Here is a 23,637-nt window from a genome sequence, read left to right on the forward strand (position 1 = left end):
ATAACTTTAAAATCGCCCCCGAAGGGACGATGTTTATTTCCTGAAACTTAGTATGTGGGTGTTCCCCCATAGCCATATCCTGAGTAACCATACCCATGATGATGTCCATGATGATGTCCATGATGGTGCCCATGGTGGTGTCCATGATGATGTCCATGGTGGTGCCCATGATGATGTCCGTGATGATGTCCATGATGATGATGTCCGCCATAATATGGGTATGATGTAAATGGAGTTCCAAATCCGAATCCAAACCCAGGAAAACCACCAAATCCACCTGTCCCATAACCAAACATTGTTTGTCGCTGATCTAAACCATTCTGCATGTTTATTTTGTCTCCTTTTCTATGGATTATCTTTACATCTGCAGTGTATGATAGGAGCTTTAGACATGGTTGGGTACGTGCCCATGGGACAAATTGAAACAATAAAGAAGTCTAGTTTACTCAAAGTAAATATCATTATTAACTAGTCTCATAAAGATAAAGAGAAAGAAGACAATCCTTAAAATTTCTGGACTGTCTTCTTTCTTAATTTGAAAATACGACCTGTTCTATTTTTCTCTATTGCAATAAATTCAAAAACTGCCTAGTGCGTTCTTCTTTTGGATTTGAAAACAATTCAGAGGGTTTACCCCGTTCAACAATTTTCCCCTGGTCCATAAAAATTACTTCATCTGCTACCTCTCTTGCGAAACTCATTTCATGTGTTACCACAATCATGGTCATTCCCTCATTTGCAAGATCCTTCATTACCTTTAAAACTTCCCCTACAAGCTCCGGGTCAAGAGCAGATGTTGCCTCATCAAAAAGCATCACCTCAGGATCCATAGCTAGTGCTCTTGCAATACCAACTCTTTGTTGCTGACCACCAGATAATTGAAAGGGATACTCATTCATCTTTTCTTTTAGTCCCACCTTTGTCAAAAGATCTTCAGCCGTTTTTCTAGCCTGATCTTTAGGAACCTTTTTAACAGTTATAGGACCTTCAATTACATTTTGGATAGCAGTAAAATGAGGAAATAAATTATAATTCTGAAAGACCATTCCTGTTAATTTACGAAATCCTTGCATGTGAGACTTTGAAACTTTCTTTGAGAAATCTAGTGTAGATGATCCAATTTTAATGACTCCAGCACTTGGTGTCTCTAATACATTCAGACATCGAAGCAAAGTTGTTTTCCCCGAACCAGATGGGCCAATAACAACGACTACCTTACCTTTTTCGATCTTCAGATCAATTCCTTTTAGTACATGTAAATCCCCAAATTGTTTATGTAATTCTTGAATTTCAATCATATTGAAACTCCTTTAATTTATTTTGCCACATATCGATCAAGTCGGTGTTCCAGTCTTCCCTGAACCAACGAAAGTCCAAAGCAAATAACCCAGTAGAGTACGGCTGCCTCTGTATATAAATATAAAAATTCATATGTTTGTGCAGCTATTTCCTGTGCTTTTCTAAACATTTCGGTCACTAGAATGAGAGATGCAAGAGACGTGTCCTTCACTAAGCTAATAAATGTGTTAGACAATGGTGGAATCGATACTCGAGAAGCCTGAGGCAGAATAATTCTTCTAAGTGCTTGACGATAATTCATTCCAATTGAGTATGCTGCCTCCCACTGCCCTTTCGGTGTGGACAAAATAGCCGCCCTAATAACTTCAGAAGCATATGCTCCTACATTTAATGAAAATCCAATAACTGCTGACGGAAATGGGTCAATGACTAACCCAATTGTCGGAAGACCATAAAAGATGATAAACAATTGAACTAAAAGAGGCGTTCCCCGAATGATTGATACATACACTCTAGCTGGTATAGATAGAAGTGGATTTCCTGAAATTCTTGCAAGTGCCGTTAGTACTGCAATAAATATCCCTACGATAAATGAGATAAGAGTTAATGGGATCGTATAATAAAGAGCTCCCTTCAACAAGGGTAGAAGGGAACTCAATAAAATATCAAGTAATCTTTCCATTTTCTCTGGATCAGAAAAAATATTACTTAGATACATCTTCACCAAACCACTTTTCAGAAATTTCTAGGTACGTACCATCTTCTTTCATCTCAGCTAAAGCTTTATTTACTTCTTGAACTAGCTGATCATTACCTTGACGGAACATAAGGCCACTTTGTGCAGCATCCTCTGAAGTTGCTGCAATTTTTATTGGTGCATCTGGCTTTTGCTTTAAGAAATCTAATACAGAAAGCTTATCATTAATTGTCACGTCTACACGCTTCGAGCTAAGTAATTCGATAGCTTGATTAAAACCTTCTACTCCTGTAACCTCAGCGCCATGTTCTTTTGCTATATCCGCATAGTTACTAGTTAATGATTGTGCAGCTTTAAGTCCGGAAATATCCTCAAAACTTGTAACTTTATCATTGTCCTTTTGGGTAACTAACACAGCAGATGATGAAATGTATGGGTCTGAAAAAGAATATTTCTCTTCACGATCAGGTCGAATACCAACTTGATTTGCAATCATATCAAATCGTTTTGCATCTAAACCAGCAAACATTGCATCCCATTGTGTTTCTAAAAATACAGGTTCAACACCTAAACGTATTGCTACTTCGCGTGCTATTTCAACATCAAATCCTGTAAGTTCACCAGATTCGTCATGGAAAGTGAATGGAGGATACGTCCCTTCAGTTCCAATCTTTAGTTCGCCCGCCTCTTGGATACTTGCTAACAGATCTCCAGACTGTGCTTCAGTTAATGAATTAGTCTCTTGTTCATCTTGAACTTGGTCATCCGTTTTGCCAGAATCCTCTCCCCCACAAGCTGTAAGTATAAATGTTAAACTAAAAATTATTGCAAATAACTTCTTCATTCATTAAACCCCCGTATTCTGATTGGTTTTCTTTTTTAATCCTTTGCCATCTTATTAAAACCTAATTTGTTTGTCAACGAAAAAGGCTTCCACACAGAACTTTAGTTTTACTTAACCCAAAAACACTCTCAAAGTTAATATGAAAAGACGTACAAAACCTTAGATTTTGTACGTTCTTTTTGTATAAAAATTACTGTTTTTAATGCTTTGGCTTAAACGTTTTACAGCATGTTTGTGCAGAGTTTCCTGCTTCATCTTGATGGTTTTTTTCAGTTAGTTCAGAAGACATTTCGGTATCATATCTGTAATGGCTATCTAGTTCGACCATAATTTTTTCAGCAGTACAAACATTACCTTCTCCATAAAACGTACAGTTTGCAATTGCGCATGACACTTCAACTTTAGGCATGTCAATACCTCCTATTTTTTAATCCATTTCCTTTATATTTTTTACAAAGATCTTTATTTTACTCAAAAGAACCGAATAAATCATAAATGTGTAAGTATTTCTTACTAAAAATAGAAAGTTCCGAATCCTTGAATAAAGGTGTTTGCTAAGCTTTCCTAATCGAACCCTAATCAGAAGAAAAAAGGACCAGAAATTTTTTATACGTAACCAAATAAAAAGGCGCACGAACATAAGTTCGCACGCTCTATCATTAATTAAACCAATTCCTTGTCAAGAAACGTATAAAAATCTGCCCACTCTTCAATTAATTTAGAAGTTGGTTTTCCTAAGCCATGTCCCGCTTTTGACTCAAGACGAAGAATAACAGTAGAGTTCGGATCAGCCTTTTCTTTTAAGGTAGCCGTGAACTTTTTAGCGTGAGCAGGAACTACTCGATCATCACTAACAGCTGTGGCAATTAAGATAGCTGGGTATGTTTCTCCTTCTTTCACATTGTGAAGTGGTGAGTACGCATATAAAAATGGAAAATGTTCCGGATCTTCTGCATTTCCATACTCAGGAATCCAATATCTCCCGATGGTAAACTTATGATAACGAAGCATATCAATTACAGGAACTCTACAAATTACCGCTCCAAATAAGTCTGGTCGCTGTACCATGCAAGCAGCTACTAATAAGCCACCATTAGACCCACCCATAATAGATAATTTGGTCTTTGATGTATAACTGTTTTCAATTAACCATTCTCCTGCAGCAATAAAATCATCAAATACATTCTGTTTGTTTTCAAGCATTCCTGCTTTATGCCAACGATCTCCATACTCAGAGCCCCCACGAAGATTAGCCACAGCATATACTCCACCTTTTTCAAGCCAGCGAAGAATTGCCGAATTAAAGGATGGTGTAAGACTAACATTAAAACCACCATATGCATATAAAATCACAGGATTTTGACCATTTAGTTTCAATCCTTTTTTATGCGTTAAGAACATCGGGACACTTGTACCATCCTTTGAAGGATAAAAGACCTGAGTGGTTTCATATTCAGACACATCAATGGACAGGCTAGATTGTGATAATACCTCTAATTGATGGTTTTCTAAGCTGTAATGATACACGCTTGTCGGATGTAAGAATGAAGTAAGTCCAAAGAAGAATTCTGCACCCTCTTTATTGACAGAAAGCTCCGTTAACGAGCCGATAAAAGGAGTAGGTATTTCTTTTTCAAGATTACCCTTCTTATCAAAAATATGGATTATGTTATGAGCGTCCTTTAAAAATACAGTGATATATTGTCCATTAACATATTTAATTTCTTGAATTACGTCTTCTTGCTCTGGAATGACTTCTTTCCAATTTTCCTTTTCAGGATTTTGAATGTCGATTGATATAACTCGACCTTTTGAAGCGTGAAGATCTGTTTTGAAATAAAAGTGATGATCATCATTTGTAATATACGTATACTCAGCATCTTGCTCATCTAATAGTTTTACAAAAGGCTTGTCAGAATCTAAAGGCTTTATGTAAAAACGATTTTCAGCTGCTGTTCCATATCTTACATTTAAACAAAGATATTTTTTATCCTCTGACAGAATCGGAATAAACATAAGCTCTTTTTGGTCTGGTTGTTCATGAACTATTTGATCTTCCGATTGTTTAGTACCAAGCTTATGAAAGTAAACCTTATTATGATTACTTTCATCTTCTTTACTAACAGTACCAGGCTCAGGAAATTTACTATAGAAAAATCCTGTATAATCTGGACTCCATGTGATCGTAGTGAACTTAACCCATTGTATAACGTCGTCTATGTCCTCAACTTTATTAATGTCACGCACTTTAATTTCCTGCCAGTCACTACCATTTGTAGACGTAGCATACGCCAAATAGCGACCATCTCCACTAAAAGAGTAGTTTGTCATCGCAACTGTACCGTCATCTGAAAGTGTATTTGGATCCAGTAAGATCTTCTCTTCACGCCCATTACTCATAAAGAGTACGGCTTGATTTTTTAGACCATCATTTCTTTGATAAAATAATGTATCTTTAATTTTTTTTGGTACAAAATACTTTGGAAAATTCCAAAGCTCTGTTAGTCGTTCTTTATCAACAGTACGAGTAGTCGAATTAGAGAAGTAGGTATCACTCTCACTTTTCATCATTTTTTCCCAATCCAATGTTTCTGGTAGATTTGTATCTTCCAGCCAACGGTATGGATCTGCTACTTTAACTCCATGAAAGTCTTCAACAATGTCACTCTTTTTTACCGTAATCATTTTTTACCTCCTATTACTTTTATACTTAACATTTCGACAAACGAAATAAAACCCCTTCTTTTTCCTTCAGTAAGAAAAGAAAAAGAGGCATCTTCTATAGAAAGAAGTGTGCCTCTTTTTAAGAGAGTATAGTAAGTCTCTACTTTTCAAACCATTGATTCATATATTCTTTAAATAAGTCATTTGTAGTTAGGGTAAGTAGCCAATTCAAAGAAAACAATATAAGGCCTACTGGTGAAAAATTGTTGGTTAGAATGGACAGTGCGAAAAAGAAAGTAGCTGCTATGGCTAAGGAGATTCCAAATACGTTTATATAATATTTAAATTTATAGATATCCATTTTTTCACATCCCATTTATTCTTTTAGGAACATTATTGCCGGGATGCTACCAATTTCATACATTTTCATACTCAAGGGAGATCACTAAAAGCTTTCTCGATTCTTTCTAATGCTTCCTTTATTATTTGCCTTGGTGATGGAATACAAATTCTTTGAAAATGTAAGCCCTCTTCTCCAAACATACTTCCATCCTCTAAGATGACATTTGCTTGATTATAGATTCGATCATGTACTTCTTGAGGGGAAATACCATAGCTGCTAAAGTCCAACCACATAATGTAAGTTCCTTCTGGAATTCTTACTTTTACCTTTGGCATCCTTTTCATTAAAAACTGTTGTACGAAATCAAGTGTATCGTCGATGTACTCTAGTAACTGTTCTAACCATTCCTCTCCATCATTGTAAACCGAAATAAGCGCAGAAATAGTAAAAGGTGAAGCAAGCTGAAAGCCCATTATATCGATGAATTTTCTACGGTACTCAGGATTAGGTATGATTATATTGGTACAATGAAGCCCAGCCACATTAAAGGTTTTGTTAATAGCTGTACAAGTAAGGATATGATCATCCTTTTCTGCCGCTTTCGCAATAGGTATAAAAGTTTGGTATTTTCGAATTAAATCTCCATGAATTTCATCCGCAATAATCAAGACATGATGCTTTGCACATATAGCAGATAAACGTTTCAGTTCTTCACTACTAAAAACTCGGCCTGTGGGATTATGCGGGTGACACAAAATAAACATCTTCGTCTTTTCTTCCATGGCTTTTGCTTCAAAATCATCAAAATCTATTGTATAAAAGCCCACTGAATCACAAATTAGTGCGTTGTTAACAACGACTCGCCCATTTCCTTCTATAGCTGAGGTAAATGGTGGATAAACAGGACGCTGAATAATAATTCCATCACCTGGTTCTGTAAACGCCCTGACAGCAATGTTCAATGCATGAACGGTTCCTGGACTATATACAATTTGTTCCCGTTCGATATTCCAGGTATGTCGCTTAGCGAACCACTGAATTATTGCCTCATAATATTCATCAGGAAAAACTGAATATCCAAAAATTCGATGATCAACCGTTCTATGAAGGGCATCTATAAGTGGTTGAGGAACAGGGAGATCCATATCTGCGGTAAACAAAGGAAGAGTTTCTTGATCGTAACGTTCAGTAATACCCATTTCTTTAATGAAATCTCCGCCATCCCATTTAACGGAGTATGTCCCTCGCCGCTCAACTATTTCATCAAAATTATATTTCATGATCGTTCTCCTTTGATTGTAGTCATTACATCCCTTTTATCAATTATATGTTGATTAAATAGATCTTAAGTACAAAGCTGAAGTGAGAATTTAACTTGGTTGATGTTTTCATTACAATCGGAGTAAATCATCTAGCTACTAACAAATAAAGTCAGTTAGTTTTACCCAACTGACTTTATTCTACCAACATTATATTTTTTAATCTTCACTGATACTCTTTTCAAAACTATAAACTTTCACAGGTAGTTAATGAAGCTTTATTGTTTTTGCTAGTTTGCAATCCAAAATTTTGCTTTATTATGTCTTTCATATAGACGACCTTCGTAGTCCCTTGAAATTTCACTGTTATTTACATATTCAGGTCCTTCTTGAATGTTTTCTTTTTTCAAGTCAACATGTACCGTTTTTTCTCCCCAATTTACATCTAAAATCCAATCAGGTGAAACTAGTACCTTTTTTCCTGGCCACCAATTTTTCGTATCAACAATCATGTACATGATTTTCCATGTTTTATCATCAATGATAAAATCCTCAACATGACCTATATCACCATCTAGTGCATGAATCGTGTAGCCTGTAACTTCTTTTATGCTTCTTAAATTAGAATTGCCAGCTTCGTCTGACACATTCGAATTACCTAAGTGTTTATCATGATTCACTAGCAGTTCTGCTGGAAACCAAAAGCGGCCCCATACCCCAGTTCCTGCACCATGATACGGAGGATAGCCATAATAGGTGCCAAATTCTATCTCCTTTTGCTTTGAAATTGGTTGATCTGAATCTACATCAGGACTGTCTTTAATTTTATCTTTTGGTAATGCGACATTAACTTCTCCCTCCAAGTCGTCAACCTTATCAATCGACATTGGTGAAACTAGAACCTTTTTACCTGGTAACCACTTTAACGTATCTACCACTAAATAACGGGTTGTCCATTGTTGATCGTCAAAGAAAAAATCATGCACTGTACCTATTTCTCCATCTGTTGCCTGTATATCATACTTTTTAAGTTCTTTAGCTTCGTGATACATAAAAACTCCTCCAATTAATTATATTTCTTCTATCTTTACTGGTGAATCCAAATAGTTTTATATATTTACTAGACTTTTAATTAAACACTTGGTGCTTTTGAATAGTGCCATCCTGCTTATGAATAATCAATCTAACATTCTGGTTTTTTGCAATCTCATGACCCTTTTTTACAGCCTGTTCTTTTGTATTAAATATATTATTTGGTTTTTTAAATTTTTCTGATATAATTGCCCAGCCACGTTCATGCGGAACAATATGTTGCGGGGGACTTTGGTCTCCTACCGATTCTTTAGCCTTTTGGATTGCGATTGAAATTGCTCTACCTTCCTCGTAACCCTCTTCTAGAAGTGCATTTGCTATTTCAATAGCTTTTCTTCTAGTAGGTGTTCGTAAATTTTTCATAGAATCTGGGTATCTTTTATTACTCCACACCACCTCATATCCTCCTTTCAAACATTGTTAAATGGTTATACTATATACCTACCCGTACAAAACTAGCTAAAACATACATTTCGTATAAGATGCTCTTTGGGTTAATCTAGTAAAAAGAAAAAGACGAGAATCTTAGATTTCTCGTCTTTAAACCATTTCCTAAAAGGTTATTCTCTTGTCAGCATTCTTGATCCATTAAATAAAGCCCATGGTTTTTCACTGTTATCAAAATAAAACCTAATTGGTTTTTCAGTTTTTACAATAACTAGTGTTTTATCATCACTAGCCCTAAGCTCAAGTTTTTCCTCTTCAACTAGTGCATATAACTTCCCATCCTCCAGAATTATGGAGAGATTGCCACCTTCCTTAGATGTATACAAACCTTGGAAATGAATTAATCTATTTGTTGGAAGCTCACATAAAGGTTCAATACTATTTTTATAGTCTAATGGAAGGCCAAGTACGGTATGTAGTGCTGCCGACCACAACTCTCCTACACTTACCCCTCCAACATTTGTAAGTACTGTAATCACAAGCTTTTTCTCTGGTATAAATCCAAAGTTAGAAGACACTCCAGGTTGCCCCCCACCGTGTTGAACAACCATCCATTGATCAGCGTAATTAGGAGTATTATTTAGAGCATACCCATAAAAGCTATCTCTTCCGACTCTAATAAATGGCTTCCACATCTTTTCAATAAAATGGTACTGATCTCCCACAAACAATTGACCATACTTTAATAAATCGACCACATTAGAGCGAATTCCACCCCCAGTTTCGAAGGTTCCTAGAGTTGGCCAGGCAACTTGTTCAAGTTGATTAGAAGTTTTGTTGTAATGATATGGAACAGAAACGTTATCCATCTTATTTAGTTCCTCTAGACTAAAGGTAGAACGGTTCATCCCTAGTTGATCTAAGAATTGGTTCGTCATATACCTTCTATAAAGCTTACCAGTTTTTCTTTCGATAATAGCTCCAAGCAACAAAAAGCTATCATTACAGTAACTGAAGTATTCCCCAGGCTTGCCTAATAGACTGTACTCTGTTTCCCTTATGTAGTTGATATGATCCTGATAATTATTTATGTGTTCCTTTCTTTCCATTGGAGGCAATCCCGTTGTATGAGAAAGTAAGTGATGAATTTTTATAGCGCTCATATCTTTAATGCCGTTTATCTTTAGTTCAGGTAGATGCTTAACAACAGGATCGTCAATTGATAATAAGCCTTGGGCCTCTAGCATCATAATTGCAAGAGCAGTAAAAGATTTTGTGACAGAGGCAATACCAAAGTTAGTCTCAGGCGTTACTGGTAAACCACGATCAATGTCTCGTAACCCAAAACCCTTTTGGTAAATCGTCTTACCCTCTAACGATATTCCAACAGATACCCCTACTATATTTTCCTCTTCCATTTTCTTCATGATAAAATCTTCTAATTCATTCCATCGATCAACATGCATTACACATCCCTCCAATCCTTAGATACTTTCAACAGAAGGAAAGTGAATTCCTTTCTTAAGTTAAATTTAAAGGGTACACGGGGAGTATTTAATCCCCATCGTACCCTTTAAATTGAGTATTTAATTTCAATTGGTTTTAGTTACCTTCAAACCAGCGTCGCACATTATCAAACATCATCCTGTTAATATCTTCATCTGAAACACCATTTTTCTTTAGATCAGGTATAACTTCTTCAAGAACAAAGCTCATTGTCCATTTAGGAAACATAAACCCGGCTGCTCCTTCTGGGAACCAATCAAGACTACAACAATAATCTTGCGATAAAAACATACGATTAGCGTAGCCCTGTTTTACCAATTCAATGACGGTATCATTCCGGTCTTCGGTTTTACATTCGTTTGTAAGACCGTATCGATCCATCCCTATATAGGCTCCTCTATCAAGCACCTTAAGAATATAATCCATATTATTTGTATCACCCGTATGACCAATAAGAACCCGGTTAGGATTAACCCCCTCCTCTTGAAGTATATCTAGTTGCATTAAGCCTGTGCCGCTTGCTGGATGTGAATGGGTCATAATAGGTACACCGGTTTTTAAGTGTGCACGGGCTGCTGCACGAATAACCTTTTCAACATCAGGAGTAATTCCTTGTGCATCTGCAGCGCATTTTAAAAATCCTGCTTTAATAGAAGTGTTTTGAACACCAACTTCAATGTCCCTAACAAACAAGTCTGCCATATAATCTATATCACGATTTTGAAAATGAGGTGGAATATAATGATAAGAATAGATTCCTGTGGCGGCTATGATTTGCATGTCCGTTTCGCGAGCAACTCTTTCAATAAAACGAATGTCACGGCCCAATTCCATGACTGTTGGATCACAAATAGTAGAGACCCCTAGTCCTTTAACCCTCTCTACTTGCACTACTGCTAAAGCAAACTCCTTTTCCTCATCATAAAGGTGTGGAAATTGCGCTACAACTGATTCAGACCGTACCCGCATATGCTCATGAATTAATGTACAGCCAAGGCTTGCAGCATCTACTTTACCCGAAACCGTGTTAATCATTGTCAATTAAATCCCCTCTTCCAAAATAAATGTTAACGCTCTCATTCTAAGGGAAAGGATTTGATTTCTCCTTAGAAATTATGAAATTGAGAAATGATGGTTACGCTTATGATAGTTGTTAAATTTATATGCTGAACTTTTGAACGTATACCCATTCACATAATCAATATTTTCTAGATTCCTGTTTAAGGATTGTTAACTCTTTACTTTTTGGTAGAGTTCTCTTTATAGTGGGATAGTATTGCATACTTCATATCTTTGCATAATGGAAAGGAAGAAAACGATGAAACAAAATAATCCGGATTATTGGATTGAGCACCTAGAGCTTCAACCACACCCAGAGGGTGGATTTTATAAAGCTACGTTTACTTCTATTGATGAGTTATCAGTTAGTGATAAAAAACGTAAACTTTATACTAGCATTTACTTTTTGTTACGTTCTGAGGATATCTCTCATTTCCATCGACTTACATCTGATGAACTTTGGTATTTTCATGGTGGTAGCTCCCTAACGATTCATACGATCGATGAGCAAGGAGAATATAAACAAATCAAGCTAGGCTTAAACCTAGAGGCAGGAGAAGTGCCACAGGCATTAGTTCGCAAAAACACAATATTTGGCTCCTCTGTAGTTGATGAAAATACCTTTTCACTTGTTGGGTGTATGGTGTCACCTGGATTTGATTTTGAAGACTTCGAACTGTTTAATCAGGAACAACTATTAAAGGAATATCCTCAGCATGAGGAAATAATTAGACTGATGGCATATAAATAGTAATTCAATGAAATTTCATTGAATTTCTATTTAACTTGTTTACATAATATAATTATCGTCACTTATTTCTATGTAAAACTAGTTCTCTAAGGTCTCATATTTAGATGCCTTAGAGTGACGGCACCTGTCTCGACACTTTCGTTGAGAGAATAATTGATCGTTTAGAGAAAGTCTTACAAAATAAGAATATATTTAAGAATAAAGTTTCAGCTAAAAAAGAGATTTTATATATTAAAAAACGTGATGATTGGGGACTCTCCCTCAATCATCACGTTTTGTTTTATACTTTGAATCTACTAATTAGCAACTGTAATTCCTCTGCCATTTTTGATAAAGTATGAGCAGAAGCCGTAATTTCTTCCATTGACGCAAGTTGTTCCTCAGTTGCGGCTGAAACTTCCTGTGTACCAGAAGCAGATTCCTCAGCTACCTTAATAATTACACTCATCGAGCTAACCATTTGCTCTGAACCGGCTGCCATCTGTTGTACAGCTGAAGACACATCCTGAATTTGCAGGTTAACTGCTTCAATTGAAGTCTCAATGTTACTGAAAGCCTGCCCAGCAGTGTTTACTGCTCCAATACCTTCATTCACTTCTTTTGAAGTACTTTCCATTGTCTGAACTGCAGTTTTAGTTTCATTTTGAATCTTTAAGACTAATTGTGAAATCTGTTTAGCGGAGTTTGAAGATTGTTCAGCTAATTTTTTTACTTCATCAGCTACAACTGCAAATCCTTTTCCATGTTCTCCCGCTCTAGCCGCTTCTATCGCAGCATTCAGTGCTAATAAATTGGTTTGATCAGATATCCCTGTTATAACGTCTATTATTTTTCCAATCTCTTCTGAGCTCTCGCCTAAACCAGTTATGACAGATTCTAAGCCTGTAACATTTTGATTAATAGAGTTCATTTGTTGTATCGCGTTAGTAATTACCTGTCCTCCTGCTTTGGCTCCCTCAGATGCTTCTAATGCAGTATGAGAAACATTTTGTGCATTTGCTGCGATCTGTTGTATCCCAATCGACATCTCCGAAATTGTCGTGGACGTTTCTTCCACACTTTTCACTTGTTGATCAACACCAGTTGCCACTTGTTGCATAGTTGTTGCGACAAGCTCAGTTGCACTACTAGTTTGCTCAGCACTAGCAGTTAACTCTTCAGACGATGCAGCTACTTGTTCTGAAGTCGTACCAACCTCTTCTATTAGTGATCGTAGGTTTTTTGTCATGATATTAAAAGATGTAGCCAGCTCACCTATCTCATCATTATTCTTAACTTTAATTTCATCAAGCGTTAAGTCACCTGAAGAAATTTGTTCAGCTGATTTATTTAACAGTAATAGTGGATTTGAGATAATTCTAGAAATTACTAATGCAATGACAACCCCAAGAATGATAGCAATAATGGTTAACGCTGTTACAAACGAAACTCCAGATTTAAAAATTTGCACGGATTCCTCTGTTGCAGTCGCTGCACCATTTTGATTTATTTCTATTAATTTAGCAATAGAATCATTAGCTTCTTGCCATTTAGGATGACTTTCAAGTTGAAGTTCATTTGCTTCAACAAATGCATTTGCTCTTGCTTTTTCCAAGATGGGAGGAAAGCTATTAATATAATCGTTGTAGTTAACAACAAATTGATTGTATACTGTTCTTTCCTCTTCACTTGCAATATATCCTTCATACTGTGTAATAAGTTCGTTTATTTCGGTTTTTGTTTCCCCTAAACTTGTTTCAATAAGGTTCATTTCCTGTTGGTTAGGTTCTAATATAAACTTTAATAATAATCGTTGCACATCCGAAACTGCCCCATTTAAGTCACCTGCCAATACGAGGCTAGGAACCCAGTTCTCATCAATCTCTGTTGTTTTAGCTCCAATACCGTTCATTTTCGTGATTGCAAATATACTTGTCGCTAAAAGTAACGAAAGTACTAGTAAAAACCCACTTAGTAATTTTCTTCTTATTGTAAATCTCATTTACTTTCCTCCATTCATTTTAATCAATATATTAAAACGTTAATCTTACTTATTAATTCTTCCTAATCATATAATAGTGGCCACTTCTCTTGTATCACCAGGTGTTCCTATATGATCAATGTTATAGGAATGTAGTCCCGGTTTTTGCTTTAATTCCCCTAAACTTATCTAATATAGAATAAAATTGCCAAAATAAAAAAACGCTAATAGAGAGAATCGGTTTCAAACGATTTTCCTAAAATGCGTTTTCATCTATGTATTATTTTGTTAGGTCTGCTGTGTAGATAAGTCCTAGTTGTTTTCTTACATCTTCCATGATTTCTGCAGTGTGAAGGGAGTTTTCAAACGAATTAATAGAAGACATTGTCTTTCCTTCTTGTATTAACTTTATAAACTCTTCGGCTTCATAGTACATTTCTGGTTGATCCCTATCCATGCTAATGGTCTCTTCACTTCCGTCCTTATATTTAATTTCCACTAGGTCAGGAGACGAGATATTATCATGAATAATCATACTCCCTTCCTCACCTTGAATTTCAGAAGGTAAGAATGAATTATTCATTTTAGAGTGCATAATCACCGCATCCATGCCTTCATATTGGGCAATGAGGCTCCCACCTCCGTCTACTCCTGATTCAAGAAGAACTCCAGTACCTTTTACGCTTAGCGGAGCACCGAATAAAACCACCATTGGGTAAATACAATACACACCAAGGTCCATTAATGACCCATTTGATAGATTGGGATTAAACGCATTAAGAATAGTTCCCGCTTTATATGCATCATAACGTGAAGAGTATTTGCAATAGCTGGCAAAATAACGACGAATTGTTCCTAATTTATAGAGGTTTTCCTTAATAACCTTAAAATTAGGATGTAATGTTGTTCTCATTGCCTCCATCAGAAGAACATTATTTTCCGTTGCAGCCTTTATCATCTCTTTCGTTTCGGACACATTTGAAGCTAATGGCTTCTCACATAACACATGTTTACCATTATTCAAAAACACAATAGCATGTTCCTTGTGCAAAGAATTTGGACTTGCTATATAGACAGCATCAATAACATCACTTTTTGCCATTTCTTCATAGTTAGTAAATGTATAGTTAATATCGTATTTCTCAGCAAATTCCTCTGCTTTTTCTGTCGTCCGTGAAAATACTGCATGCAATTCAAAATCATGTAAATCCTTTACAGACTCTAAAAAACGATCTGTAATCCAATTGGTTCCTATTACACCAAACCTTACCAAATGTATCCACCTCTTTTATTCTATCTAGTTTTGTAAGTACTGAATTAGTGATTAAATAGTAGGAATAAAACTGTATGTATAAATCATTATACTAGTCTTGATTGGTTTATGGTGACATATTCAATAACAGCACACGAAAGAAGACCGATTTGTCTGAATTGGTCTTCTTTCGTGGTATTAGATGATATACAAGAGATTATTTATCACATGTCAAGAAATCAACCCAGACGGAATCGAATATTAGATCTTCTCTTGGAAAATAGAAATTCTAATAGGACTTAACTTTGTTGGTATAGTAAATTCTTGTAAGGTCTCAATATGTTTGAAGTAATCGCCAATATCTCCTTCAGTTTCAAAATACCACTCAGTAATGGTTAAATTGGATAATTCCTTTGTAAGTTCAAAGAATAACTGACAATGTAGCTGCTCCATATCAGAGAATTCTTCTTGGTCATAGACAGTAAATTGTCTGACGAAATCGAGGTAAAACAAATTTTCTTCCATTCCACACTGAAAAAGTAATTCAATATCGTCCTCGTTTTCTATTTCGATTTCTCCGAACCTTTTAAAAATGCCCCAAATCTCTTCTGGATTTGTTCTTTCACCTACTTGATTCTTCAAATAAGCTTCAGTTTCATGTACGGTTAACATCATTTCCCTCCATGATTTATTAGAAATTTATAGATGATAGTTATAGAATTTTATCAACAAGCTTTTAACTACCGATACTCCAATATGGTAGTAGGTTTAACTACTTTTTATATTCTGCATCATACGAGTTTTCACCAGCATGAACTGAAAGTAGGGTATCAGCATAGCCAACAAGCCTATTTACTATTTCATCTGCTAGTGCGTACACTACTGAGTGATAACCTGGTTCATGAATAATAGGGTCATCAAAAATAATGGTCGTATTAATGAATACGTCTCGGTTTCCATAAAGATTATAGTGAATAATTGCTTTGGCCGCTGCACCCCCAGTTCTTGGATCTTTGAAACTAGGAAGAAAAATGCACCATTCTTCTGCAGTAGCTGACCGAAAGTTCTTAGTAAACACCATTTGACTAATTTCTTCATCTATTTTCAATTTTTCTTCATTTTTAAGTGTATCAACTACTTTTTTAACCATATTAATTAGCGCTTCCTATTCTTCTGCAGGAGCAGCATCAACTGCAATTTGATAGGCATCTAGGATTGACTCTAACTCTGTTGGATCATTAATTCCAACCAAATATTGTTCATTACCTTCTAATTCGATTCTCATTAAAATCGTCTCATCCAGATTTCTTAACAATGCATAGGAATTCTCGTCCATATCGAACAGCGCTTCTATCGTATAATCTATTTCCTTACCTTCCTCATCCTGGATTGTTATATAATCTCTTTTGACTGTATCCATTCTTCTAACCTCCTGTTGAAAGATATATTTATCTTCCCCAAACAGTACTAATATAAAAGAAGAAAGAACTTCTTCCTAGAAGTTGATAAAATTCAAACAAGCTTAGAATAATACTACTAGTAAGATTACTAACGCCATCCATTTCCTACCTTTTATGATGGGTCACCATTTTGGCGCACCCCCTCACAATGAGTTACAACGCTCTATCATCATAGAGTCTCTTCAGCATGTATATGATGCAAAAGAAAGTGGAGAAATAAAGTTTCTTCCCTATAAATGGGCACAAGCTAGAAGAGAAGGAATTGCAATAAACAAGCAGCAAAAATAGAATGAGCAAAAGGGATTGGCTAGTCCAATCCCTTTTTAAAATGCTAGGCAACCTCTTTAACACTAGTATTTTTTGAAATCAATTCCCTTTTAATCCCATACCAGATCAACACAATCCCACCCACAACCAGAATTGGCTCTAGCCAATTTGCCTCAGGACCATTTGTTATTCGATGTAGTTGAAAAATCCAATGAAATACTACAATATCAAAGCTTAAGAACAAGCCTGTTGCTACGACAAAGCCTTGAAAAAAAGACTTAGAAAATACGAAATGAGCAATAAACATCAATATAAGTAACACAAACACTCCAAATAATACTGCTCCTATCCTTTCTCCCTGCGTCTCAGCCTTAAGTCCGGCTGCAGAGGAGTGAATGAGATGAAAAAATAAATCACTTAGTAAGTAGCCAAAAACAACTCCAAGAATTCTCATTGCCATAAACCACCCTAATTATCTAAAATATATCACTCTATTATACAGTAATAACGTTAAATGGTAGAAGTGAAAAAGAATACGATTACCTTACCACCCAATCCTCTAATAAAAATATTTCTTCAATAAGAATCAATTCCTATATAAATCTCTTAATTATTCCTATATAATTTATGAGTTAACTATACTTAGAAGGCGAGTCAGAAATATGAATACGGTAGCTTATTTCTTTTTTCAAAATATGGCGCTCATTATTGCCTTTATGTTTTTGTATATAAAATTAAAAGACTTCTTCCTAGAACGAAAAATCACATCATTTCTTTTAATTTCTCCTTTACTAGCAAGTTTCTTGTCTTTAGTTGTGATGCTACATCCCCTAGAATATGAGGGAATGAAATTAGATTTACGAGAAGTACCTCTTTTTTTCATTAGTTTTATAGGTGGATGGAAATGGGGTCTAGTCTCATCTATTTTACCTTCATTATATCGATTCTCTTTAGGAGGACCCACTGTTATTGAAGGAATCATGCAAAGTATTTTACTTCCCGTTTTAATAGGTTCCCTATTCTATGGAAAAGGAAATTTTATTCCTGAGACAACGATATTGAACCTTAAGAAATTGATTGGGACTCTATTGTTATTTGAAGTGATTAAATCAATCTTAATGATTATAACGACCCCTATAACTGTACAACTATCCTTTATTATGTCTATATTTGCCGTATTAGCTGTTCTTGGAATGGGATTGATGCTAAATGATGCTAATAGAAGTAATATGATGAAGAAAGAACTACTATATCTTTCTAACCATGACTCATTAACACATTTACCTAATATTAGGTGGTTTAAAGAGGAAGCACAAAAGCAATTAGACAAAAAGTCTAAGGTTGCAATTGCTATGTTTGACGTAGACTATTTCAAAAAATTTAATGACACAAATGGTCATCAAGCGGGAGACGAAGTACTGCGAGACTTAAGCCAACTGTTAGCGGATCATATTGGAAAAGAAGCACTAATTGCTCGCTACGGTGGTGAAGAGTTTATCATTTTCTATAAAAATGCAACTAATAGAGTTTATATTGAGGATGTCATATCTCGATTTAAAGACAAGATAGAACAATTCCCATTCATAGGTCGCGAAAACATTCCGGAACAAAAAGTGACTATCTCAGTTGGAATTAGCTTTTCAAATTCTAACGACTCATTAGAAAATATGATAAAAGAGGCAGATCAAGCGCTATATGAATCAAAAAATAGCGGCCGAAACAAGGTCACTGTTTACTCCGAAGGACAAACCAAATCTATTATTGAACCTAGTTAATTAATTATCTAGGTTTTTTCCATGTTTTGATTTTAGTTCTTTTTACTTGGTACAATGGTTGAAAGAGAAAAGGAGTGTCGCATATGTGTGGTCGCTTTACATTATTTGCTGATTTGAACGAGATTGTTGAGAGGTTTGTGATTAACGTTGGGATACAAGAGGAAAACTATTCTAAGAGCTACAATATCGCACCTTCCCATTCCGTTCTTTCTGTCATAAATGACGGCACAAACAATAGATTAGGATATTTACGCTGGGGACTACTTCCACCCTGGGCTAGTGACGAAAAGATAGGTTATAAATTGATTAACGCAAGAGCTGAAACACTTTCTGAGAAGCCCAGCTTTCGTATGGCCTATCAAAGAAAACGTTGTCTTGTACCTGCAAATAGTTTCTTTGAATGGAAAAAAACAGATCATACAAAAACACCCCTGTGTATTAAACTTAAATGTTCGGGTTTGTTTGCGATGGCTGGTTTATGGGAGAGTTGGCGGTCACCTCTAGGTAAAATCATTCATACTTGTACGATCATTACAACAACCCCAAATCACTTGGTAAAAGATATACATGATCGGATGCCTGTTATTTTAAATCCTGATGATGAAAGCAAATGGCTTGACCCTGCTGTAAAGGATGTTAACGATCTAAATGGCTTGCTAAAACCCTTCCCAGCAGAGTTAATGGACGCATATGAGGTCTCCTCTCTTGTAAACTCACCGAAAAATAATAATCACAACGTCATTCAAGAGATTTGTTAAATACAGAAGATATCAATATGATCTTAAAGCCAGTTATTTATGATGGTTGTAATAATAATGATTTTTATATATGATATAAGAGTAAATCGTAACCATTATTATTTGTTGAATACGATCCTGCTGCTATTGGAACTGCTCTATTATAGATATGAGAAGAGGAGGAAAATGCAATGAGGGGAAAAACTCCTGTTTATATAATCAGTGGTTTTCTAGGAAGTGGAAAAACCACGGTCTTAAAGAAATTAGTAGAATATACAAGACAACAAAACAAAAAAGTAGGACTCATCCTTAATGAACTCGGAGATGTAAATGTAGAGAATTATATGTTTGAGCAAGAACAAATGGTCGAGCTTTTAAACGGGTGTATTTGCTGCTCTATTCAAGATGACCTTAAGGAAACCTTACAACAATTTATAGATAACCCTGTAGATATTCTTTTGATTGAGGGAACAGGTGTAGCCAACCCTAACGAAATTGTCGATACACTTGTAAGTACAACTTACCTTGAGAATTTTGAGCTAAAGTCTATTATAAGTCTAGTAGATGCAAGTAACTTCTTAGACTACCAAAGTATCTTTTCTAGCTCAAAAGAAATACGTCAATTGTTAAAAGAACAAATAACTAGTGCTTCCCTTGTAATTGTGAATAAAACAGATTTAATCTCTACTAAGCAACTCCAAAAAGTAGAAGCTAGTATCTATAAAAATATAGCAAACGATACTCCGATGATCGCTACTTCCTATGGTGAGGTTAGTATTGAAGAACTGCTTAAACCTAGGATAAGAATGATTACATCTGGTGAAAGTGATCAGAAAAGTTGCTCTTGCTCCTCCAATGATCATAAAGAAGGATGTGAGCATCAAAATCATTCTAACCATGCTAGTATTAAAGCAGTTAAGCTAGACAATCTACCTTCATTAGATAGAAAACAGTTGCAAAAGTGGTTAAAAGGACTACCAGGCGAAATTATTCGTGGCAAAGGAATTGTTCAAGTTAGTGGTGAAACAGGACTGACAAGCTTCCAATATGCTGCAGGAAGATTATCATTCGAAAAACTAGCTGAAGCTAGCATGCAAGAAACCGTAATGATTTTGATTGGAAATAATATTAAAAAAGATGAAATAATAAAGTATTATGAAAAGGGTTTTTTGTAAATAACTGATTACTTTGAAGGGCCAGCTGGTCCTTTTTTTAATTTATTAACTAATCCTGACGGGGACACCCTAACAGTCGTCCCCTTCTAGACATTCAAATGGTTCAAAAAAGTCCAATCTTTTGGTGTTACAAACCTATACTTTTATTGTTATTTAAATTACAGATTTTTCAGCTGTCATTGCTAAAACATAGTCTTTAAACGCATGACCTTAAACATAAATCTGGCATCCTCCCCCATTTTTGATGGGTGGTTTAAAAATGGCCTTAATCTATTTAAAAAAAGTTCATCACAAAATCTAGATGGACCATATCTTTGATAACAAGAATCGTGATCCCTGCAAATTGCATCTAGAGGATTTACTGGGGCTCCCGGCCCACTACAACGCGGACCTCAATATCGATAACCTGGAAAACAAGACAAAATCATCTCCCCCTTTTTAGCTTTTTTATAGTTTATGTACAAGAAGGGAACATGGACAGGGGGGATGTCCTATATCTATAGCCTGTTTACAAGTTTGTATTAACGTACATGACTAGAAGAATCTTGTTTTCTTCTTAAAACAAAGATTGAAGTTTGTTGATGATATTTAGAGCAACTGCATTAAATCATCCCTGTGACTTGTCTAAAAATGAGTAGTAATAGATCTTTTTGAAAGATCGAATTTGATTTAACTTATACTTAGCTTCCGATGAAATTTCACTAAGTGGTTTACCCTTTACTAAAGGTGTTTTATCATACACCTTCTTTACTTCTATTTTCTCAGCGTTATTTACCTCTTCATCATGAATGATAATCTTCTCAGGATACCACATGATAATGTCTAGGATTTCTTCAACTTCTTGAATATTTGAGTGAAGGAGAAGCTGAAGTAACTCATGATTGGTCAAGATCGGAATAGTTCCTATAGGTAACTCTTTCTGACGCACATAAATGGAAATTGCTTTTGCTAAGAGAGCATCCAAAGCCAGACAAGTAGGTTCCAAAAAGCTCTTATGATCTTGGAAGATAGCATTCATTATGGATTCACTCGTTGAAAGATCAGCATCGACAAAATGACCAGAAAAGGAAATATTTTCTATGATTGTTGATGGATGCTTATCCAATTTCCCAAGCATATAAGAATCTCTCAAGAAGCTATCCAGATGATCTGCACTTAAATATGGTGTCTTGTGGGTTAATGGGGAATCTTCATTCAATAAATTAATAATTGCTTGTGGGCAGAAGCCATATTTGGTTAATATTGCAGAAACTTCCTGGCCTTTTATATAATCCTCTGTGATGGTATGGTGGTTAAATCCCAGTGTTCGTTCAACGGCATGTGAAAAAGGTAAATGTCCAATATCATGAAGAAGTGCTGCCATTCGAAGATTCTTATCACTTGGAAAAAAACGGGCAATGATGGTCCACACTCCAACAGTATGTTCATATCTTGAATGCTTAGCTGCTGTAATAAAGGAAGCTGTTCCATAATGTGAAAGAAACTTTAACCTCTTAAGAGCCCTACTTTGTAACAGTTCATACTCCCAAGGGTCAGCTTTTGTATTAAGCTGGTAAAACGGGTCAAAAATATTTTCTTGATTTCTAAAAATATACTGCATTTTTGGTTCTCCTTTCGAAATGTAAGATTATTTTATTCCCACTCAACAATAAAAAGCCCGTTTCATATCCTAGAAATAAAGATACGAAACCGGCTCAGTATGAGAGTGGTAAACTACCACGGTTTATCAGTTCGTAATAAAGAAAATATTATACACCTAAATTATACCAATTATTGCATGTTAGTCAAGAACAAAAGGCGCAAGCGCCCCGGTTAGCCCTGACAAGCAAATGTTCCTTCGAGAAAAAAGGGTTGGTTTCCCTTTATTTTCGAAGGAACATTTGACCTAGGAAAAAGTGTACTTCCTTTTTCCATCGAGGTAGGATGAAATTGCAAAGATCGTCGCAATTTCATCTTGGCTGGGCGCTGGAGCTGGATTATTATACACTACTCTTATTTATCAACAAATGATAAACTTTTATAATTTCATAAAAAAATCTTACCTTCCAAAGGTAAGATTCAACTTTTATTCTTTCTCAAATTTTATTGTACTTCTTACAGTATTTATTGGACGAACAAGGCTTTCAATTTGTTCACGCTTTTGCTCTAGAAATGGTGGTAATGATAGCTTTTCACCTAGAGTTTCATAAGGCTCATCACCCATAAACCCAGGACCATCTGTAGCAAATTCAAAGAGAATTTGCGGAGCTACCCTAGAATAAAGCGATTCGAAAAAGTAACGATTTACATAGCCTGATGTTTGGAAACCAAAACTTTGTAAACGCTCATTCCATTCATCAATTACAGAGCGATCGTCAACTCGAAAGGCAACGTGGTGGACAGTGCCAAAACCTTGCTGAGCCGGAGGAAGCATTACGTTATGCTCTGCAATTACTTGAGCTCCATTTCCCCCTTCGCCCACTTCAAATAAGAAAAAGGAACCTTCCTTTGCCACTTGTTTAAATAATAATACCTTTTCCAGCATCTCTTTGAAATAATCAATATTTGCAACTGTGATAAAGATAGGACCTAGTCCAGTAATGGCAAACTCCAATGGTATCGGACCATTCTGCCATGGTGTTCCAGAAGCAACTCCTTTATTCGATTCGTCTGAAATTAATTGATATTGCTGATCATCAAAATCTACAAAAGAAATGGTCTTCTTACCAAATTGCTCCTTAATTCCTGAATGCTTAACCTCTAAACGATCAAATCTACTAGCCCAATAATCTAGTGCAGCATCAGTCGGAACCCGAAATGAGGTTTTGGAAATTTCATTCGTACCATGAACTCCCTTTCGAATACCCGGAAAATCAAAGAAAGTCATATCTGTTCCTGGGCTCCCGGTATCATCAGCAAAAAATAAGTGATATGTTTGGATATCATCTTGGTTCACTGTTTTTTTTACTAATCTCATCCCTAGCACATAAGTAAAAAATTCATAGTTTTTCTCTGCACTACTTGTTATTGCTGTAACATGGTGAACTCCTTTTAGTTCATTCACGTTTATACCCCCGTTTTTTTAAAAAATAATATTTATTCTCATTATCCTTAATTAATATATCTCAGTT

At 35.7% G+C, this 23,637-nt stretch carries 24 protein-coding genes; 4 read left to right on the top strand and 20 right to left on the bottom strand.

The features are described 5' to 3' along the window. Positions 1–47: 47 nt before the first annotated feature. The 12 genes from G4D63_RS12740 to G4D63_RS12795 form a co-directional block, all read right to left on the bottom strand. Positions 48–326 (bottom strand): hypothetical protein, encoded by a 279-nt coding sequence (locus G4D63_RS12740; protein ID WP_163179924.1) that lies wholly within the window; start codon positions 324–326, stop codon positions 48–50. Positions 327–563: 237 nt separating this feature from the next. Further along, entirely contained in the window at positions 564–1,298 is a 735-nt protein-coding gene (locus G4D63_RS12745) for an amino acid ABC transporter ATP-binding protein (RefSeq protein WP_163180041.1), read from the bottom strand. 17 nt (positions 1,299–1,315) lie between these two features. After that, positions 1,316–2,017 (bottom strand): amino acid ABC transporter permease, encoded by a 702-nt coding sequence (locus G4D63_RS12750; protein WP_163180285.1) that lies wholly within the window; start codon positions 2,015–2,017, stop codon positions 1,316–1,318. Continuing rightward, on the bottom strand, positions 2,004–2,840 hold the full coding sequence (locus G4D63_RS12755; RefSeq protein WP_163180042.1) for an amino acid ABC transporter substrate-binding protein: 837 nt from the start codon (positions 2,838–2,840) through the stop codon (positions 2,004–2,006). The genes G4D63_RS12750 and G4D63_RS12755 overlap by 14 nt, the downstream gene beginning before the upstream one ends. Before the next feature lie 199 nt (positions 2,841–3,039). Next, positions 3,040–3,249, bottom strand: a complete 210-nt coding sequence (locus tag G4D63_RS12760; protein WP_163180043.1) for a DUF1540 domain-containing protein — start codon at positions 3,247–3,249, stop codon at positions 3,040–3,042. 254 nt (positions 3,250–3,503) lie between these two features. Continuing rightward, a complete protein-coding gene (locus G4D63_RS12765; protein WP_163180044.1) occupies positions 3,504–5,525 on the bottom strand; it encodes a prolyl oligopeptidase family serine peptidase in 2,022 nt (673 codons plus the stop codon). 139 nt (positions 5,526–5,664) lie between these two features. Continuing rightward, a complete protein-coding gene (locus G4D63_RS12770) occupies positions 5,665–5,865 on the bottom strand; it encodes a hypothetical protein (protein WP_163180045.1) in 201 nt (66 codons plus the stop codon). Between the two features lie 71 nt (positions 5,866–5,936). Next, positions 5,937–7,127 carry a MalY/PatB family protein gene (locus G4D63_RS12775; protein ID WP_163180046.1) on the bottom strand — a complete coding sequence of 397 codons (1,191 nt, stop codon included), beginning with the start codon at positions 7,125–7,127 and terminating at the stop codon, positions 5,937–5,939. Positions 7,128–7,396: 269 nt separating this feature from the next. After that, positions 7,397–8,158 (bottom strand): PRC-barrel domain-containing protein, encoded by a 762-nt coding sequence (locus tag G4D63_RS12780; protein ID WP_163180047.1) that lies wholly within the window; start codon positions 8,156–8,158, stop codon positions 7,397–7,399. A gap of 76 nt (positions 8,159–8,234) precedes the next feature. Further along, a complete protein-coding gene (locus tag G4D63_RS12785) occupies positions 8,235–8,594 on the bottom strand; it encodes a DUF2188 domain-containing protein (protein ID WP_163180048.1) in 360 nt (119 codons plus the stop codon). 164 nt (positions 8,595–8,758) lie between these two features. Then, the gene (locus G4D63_RS12790; protein WP_163180049.1) at positions 8,759–10,051 is read right to left on the bottom strand and encodes a serine hydrolase domain-containing protein; all 1,293 of its coding nucleotides are present in this window, start codon (positions 10,049–10,051) and stop codon (positions 8,759–8,761) included. Between the two features lie 136 nt (positions 10,052–10,187). Then, positions 10,188–11,126 carry a phosphotriesterase family protein gene (locus tag G4D63_RS12795; protein WP_163180286.1) on the bottom strand — a complete coding sequence of 313 codons (939 nt, stop codon included), beginning with the start codon at positions 11,124–11,126 and terminating at the stop codon, positions 10,188–10,190. 283 nt (positions 11,127–11,409) lie between these two features. On the opposite strand from G4D63_RS12795, the gene G4D63_RS12800 reads away from it, so the two are divergent. Next, on the top strand, positions 11,410–11,901 hold the full coding sequence (locus tag G4D63_RS12800; protein WP_163180050.1) for a cupin domain-containing protein: 492 nt from the start codon (positions 11,410–11,412) through the stop codon (positions 11,899–11,901). Between the two features lie 280 nt (positions 11,902–12,181). Here G4D63_RS12800 and G4D63_RS12805 read toward each other — a convergent pair whose 3' ends face one another. The 6 genes from G4D63_RS12805 to G4D63_RS12830 form a co-directional block, all read right to left on the bottom strand. Then, the gene (locus G4D63_RS12805; protein WP_163180051.1) at positions 12,182–13,882 is read right to left on the bottom strand and encodes a methyl-accepting chemotaxis protein; all 1,701 of its coding nucleotides are present in this window, start codon (positions 13,880–13,882) and stop codon (positions 12,182–12,184) included. A 259-nt stretch (positions 13,883–14,141) separates the two neighbouring features. Further along, positions 14,142–15,134, bottom strand: a complete 993-nt coding sequence (locus tag G4D63_RS12810) for a Gfo/Idh/MocA family protein (protein ID WP_163180052.1) — start codon at positions 15,132–15,134, stop codon at positions 14,142–14,144. A 240-nt stretch (positions 15,135–15,374) separates the two neighbouring features. Then, positions 15,375–15,785 (bottom strand): DNA adenine methylase, encoded by a 411-nt coding sequence (locus tag G4D63_RS12815; RefSeq protein ID WP_163180053.1) that lies wholly within the window; start codon positions 15,783–15,785, stop codon positions 15,375–15,377. Positions 15,786–15,885: 100 nt separating this feature from the next. Further along, positions 15,886–16,263: a hypothetical protein gene (locus G4D63_RS12820; protein WP_163180054.1), complete on the bottom strand. Its 378-nt coding sequence runs from the start codon at positions 16,261–16,263 to the stop codon at positions 15,886–15,888. 15 nt (positions 16,264–16,278) lie between these two features. Further along, complete coding sequence (locus tag G4D63_RS12825) at positions 16,279–16,533, bottom strand: DUF1292 domain-containing protein (RefSeq protein WP_163180055.1); 255 nt, start codon at positions 16,531–16,533, stop codon at positions 16,279–16,281. Between the two features lie 371 nt (positions 16,534–16,904). Further along, on the bottom strand, positions 16,905–17,294 hold the full coding sequence (locus G4D63_RS12830; protein ID WP_163180056.1) for a hypothetical protein: 390 nt from the start codon (positions 17,292–17,294) through the stop codon (positions 16,905–16,907). A 208-nt stretch (positions 17,295–17,502) separates the two neighbouring features. Between G4D63_RS12830 and G4D63_RS12835 the strand changes: the two genes are divergently transcribed. From G4D63_RS12835 to G4D63_RS12845, 3 genes are all read left to right on the top strand, one after another. After that, positions 17,503–18,615 carry a GGDEF domain-containing protein gene (locus G4D63_RS12835; protein WP_163180057.1) on the top strand — a complete coding sequence of 371 codons (1,113 nt, stop codon included), beginning with the start codon at positions 17,503–17,505 and terminating at the stop codon, positions 18,613–18,615. Positions 18,616–18,698: 83 nt separating this feature from the next. Then, positions 18,699–19,373, top strand: coding sequence for an SOS response-associated peptidase (locus G4D63_RS12840; RefSeq protein ID WP_163180058.1), 675 nt, complete (start codon positions 18,699–18,701; stop codon positions 19,371–19,373). A gap of 170 nt (positions 19,374–19,543) precedes the next feature. Next, entirely contained in the window at positions 19,544–20,527 is a 984-nt protein-coding gene (locus tag G4D63_RS12845; RefSeq protein WP_163180059.1) for a CobW family GTP-binding protein, read from the top strand. Between the two features lie 607 nt (positions 20,528–21,134). On the opposite strand, the gene G4D63_RS12850 is transcribed toward G4D63_RS12845, so the two are convergent. Together G4D63_RS12850 and G4D63_RS12855 are read right to left on the bottom strand one after the other, a co-directional pair. Further along, positions 21,135–22,127 carry an HD domain-containing protein gene (locus G4D63_RS12850; protein ID WP_163180060.1) on the bottom strand — a complete coding sequence of 331 codons (993 nt, stop codon included), beginning with the start codon at positions 22,125–22,127 and terminating at the stop codon, positions 21,135–21,137. Between the two features lie 465 nt (positions 22,128–22,592). After that, on the bottom strand, positions 22,593–23,570 hold the full coding sequence (locus tag G4D63_RS12855; protein ID WP_163180061.1) for a VOC family protein: 978 nt from the start codon (positions 23,568–23,570) through the stop codon (positions 22,593–22,595). Between the last annotated feature and the right edge of the window lie 67 nt (positions 23,571–23,637).

Origin of the sequence: Bacillus mesophilus (assembly GCF_011008845.1) — a bacterium.
GTDB lineage: Bacteria > Bacillota > Bacilli > Bacillales > SA4 > Bacillus_BS > Bacillus_BS mesophilus.

Bases quoted from the DNA above. Each gene is read 5' to 3' on its own strand.
- G4D63_RS12820 (WP_163180054.1), bottom strand. From the start codon at position 16,263: ATGGTTAAAAAAGTAGTTGATACACTTAAAAATGAAGAAAAATTGAAA.
- G4D63_RS12765 (WP_163180044.1), bottom strand. From the start codon at position 5,525: ATGATTACGGTAAAAAAGAGTGACATTGTTGAAGACTTTCATGGAGTT.
- G4D63_RS12815 (WP_163180053.1), bottom strand. From the start codon at position 15,785: ATGTTAACCGTACATGAAACTGAAGCTTATTTGAAGAATCAAGTAGGT.
- G4D63_RS12845 (WP_163180059.1), top strand. From the start codon at position 19,544: ATGAGGGGAAAAACTCCTGTTTATATAATCAGTGGTTTTCTAGGAAGT.
- G4D63_RS12795 (WP_163180286.1), bottom strand. From the start codon at position 11,126: ATGATTAACACGGTTTCGGGTAAAGTAGATGCTGCAAGCCTTGGCTGT.
- G4D63_RS12835 (WP_163180057.1), top strand. From the start codon at position 17,503: ATGAATACGGTAGCTTATTTCTTTTTTCAAAATATGGCGCTCATTATT.
- G4D63_RS12825 (WP_163180055.1), bottom strand. From the start codon at position 16,533: ATGGATACAGTCAAAAGAGATTATATAACAATCCAGGATGAGGAAGGT.
- G4D63_RS12800 (WP_163180050.1), top strand. From the start codon at position 11,410: ATGAAACAAAATAATCCGGATTATTGGATTGAGCACCTAGAGCTTCAA.
- G4D63_RS12790 (WP_163180049.1), bottom strand. From the start codon at position 10,051: ATGCATGTTGATCGATGGAATGAATTAGAAGATTTTATCATGAAGAAA.
- G4D63_RS12760 (WP_163180043.1), bottom strand. From the start codon at position 3,249: ATGCCTAAAGTTGAAGTGTCATGCGCAATTGCAAACTGTACGTTTTAT.
- G4D63_RS12755 (WP_163180042.1), bottom strand. From the start codon at position 2,840: ATGAAGAAGTTATTTGCAATAATTTTTAGTTTAACATTTATACTTACA.
- G4D63_RS12745 (WP_163180041.1), bottom strand. From the start codon at position 1,298: ATGATTGAAATTCAAGAATTACATAAACAATTTGGGGATTTACATGTA.
- G4D63_RS12740 (WP_163179924.1), bottom strand. From the start codon at position 326: ATGCAGAATGGTTTAGATCAGCGACAAACAATGTTTGGTTATGGGACA.
- G4D63_RS12775 (WP_163180046.1), bottom strand. From the start codon at position 7,127: ATGAAATATAATTTTGATGAAATAGTTGAGCGGCGAGGGACATACTCC.
- G4D63_RS12750 (WP_163180285.1), bottom strand. From the start codon at position 2,017: ATGTATCTAAGTAATATTTTTTCTGATCCAGAGAAAATGGAAAGATTA.
- G4D63_RS12780 (WP_163180047.1), bottom strand. From the start codon at position 8,158: ATGTATCACGAAGCTAAAGAACTTAAAAAGTATGATATACAGGCAACA.
- G4D63_RS12850 (WP_163180060.1), bottom strand. From the start codon at position 22,127: ATGCAGTATATTTTTAGAAATCAAGAAAATATTTTTGACCCGTTTTAC.
- G4D63_RS12830 (WP_163180056.1), bottom strand. From the start codon at position 17,294: ATGAGAATTCTTGGAGTTGTTTTTGGCTACTTACTAAGTGATTTATTT.
- G4D63_RS12770 (WP_163180045.1), bottom strand. From the start codon at position 5,865: ATGGATATCTATAAATTTAAATATTATATAAACGTATTTGGAATCTCC.
- G4D63_RS12840 (WP_163180058.1), top strand. From the start codon at position 18,699: ATGTGTGGTCGCTTTACATTATTTGCTGATTTGAACGAGATTGTTGAG.
- G4D63_RS12805 (WP_163180051.1), bottom strand. From the start codon at position 13,882: ATGAGATTTACAATAAGAAGAAAATTACTAAGTGGGTTTTTACTAGTA.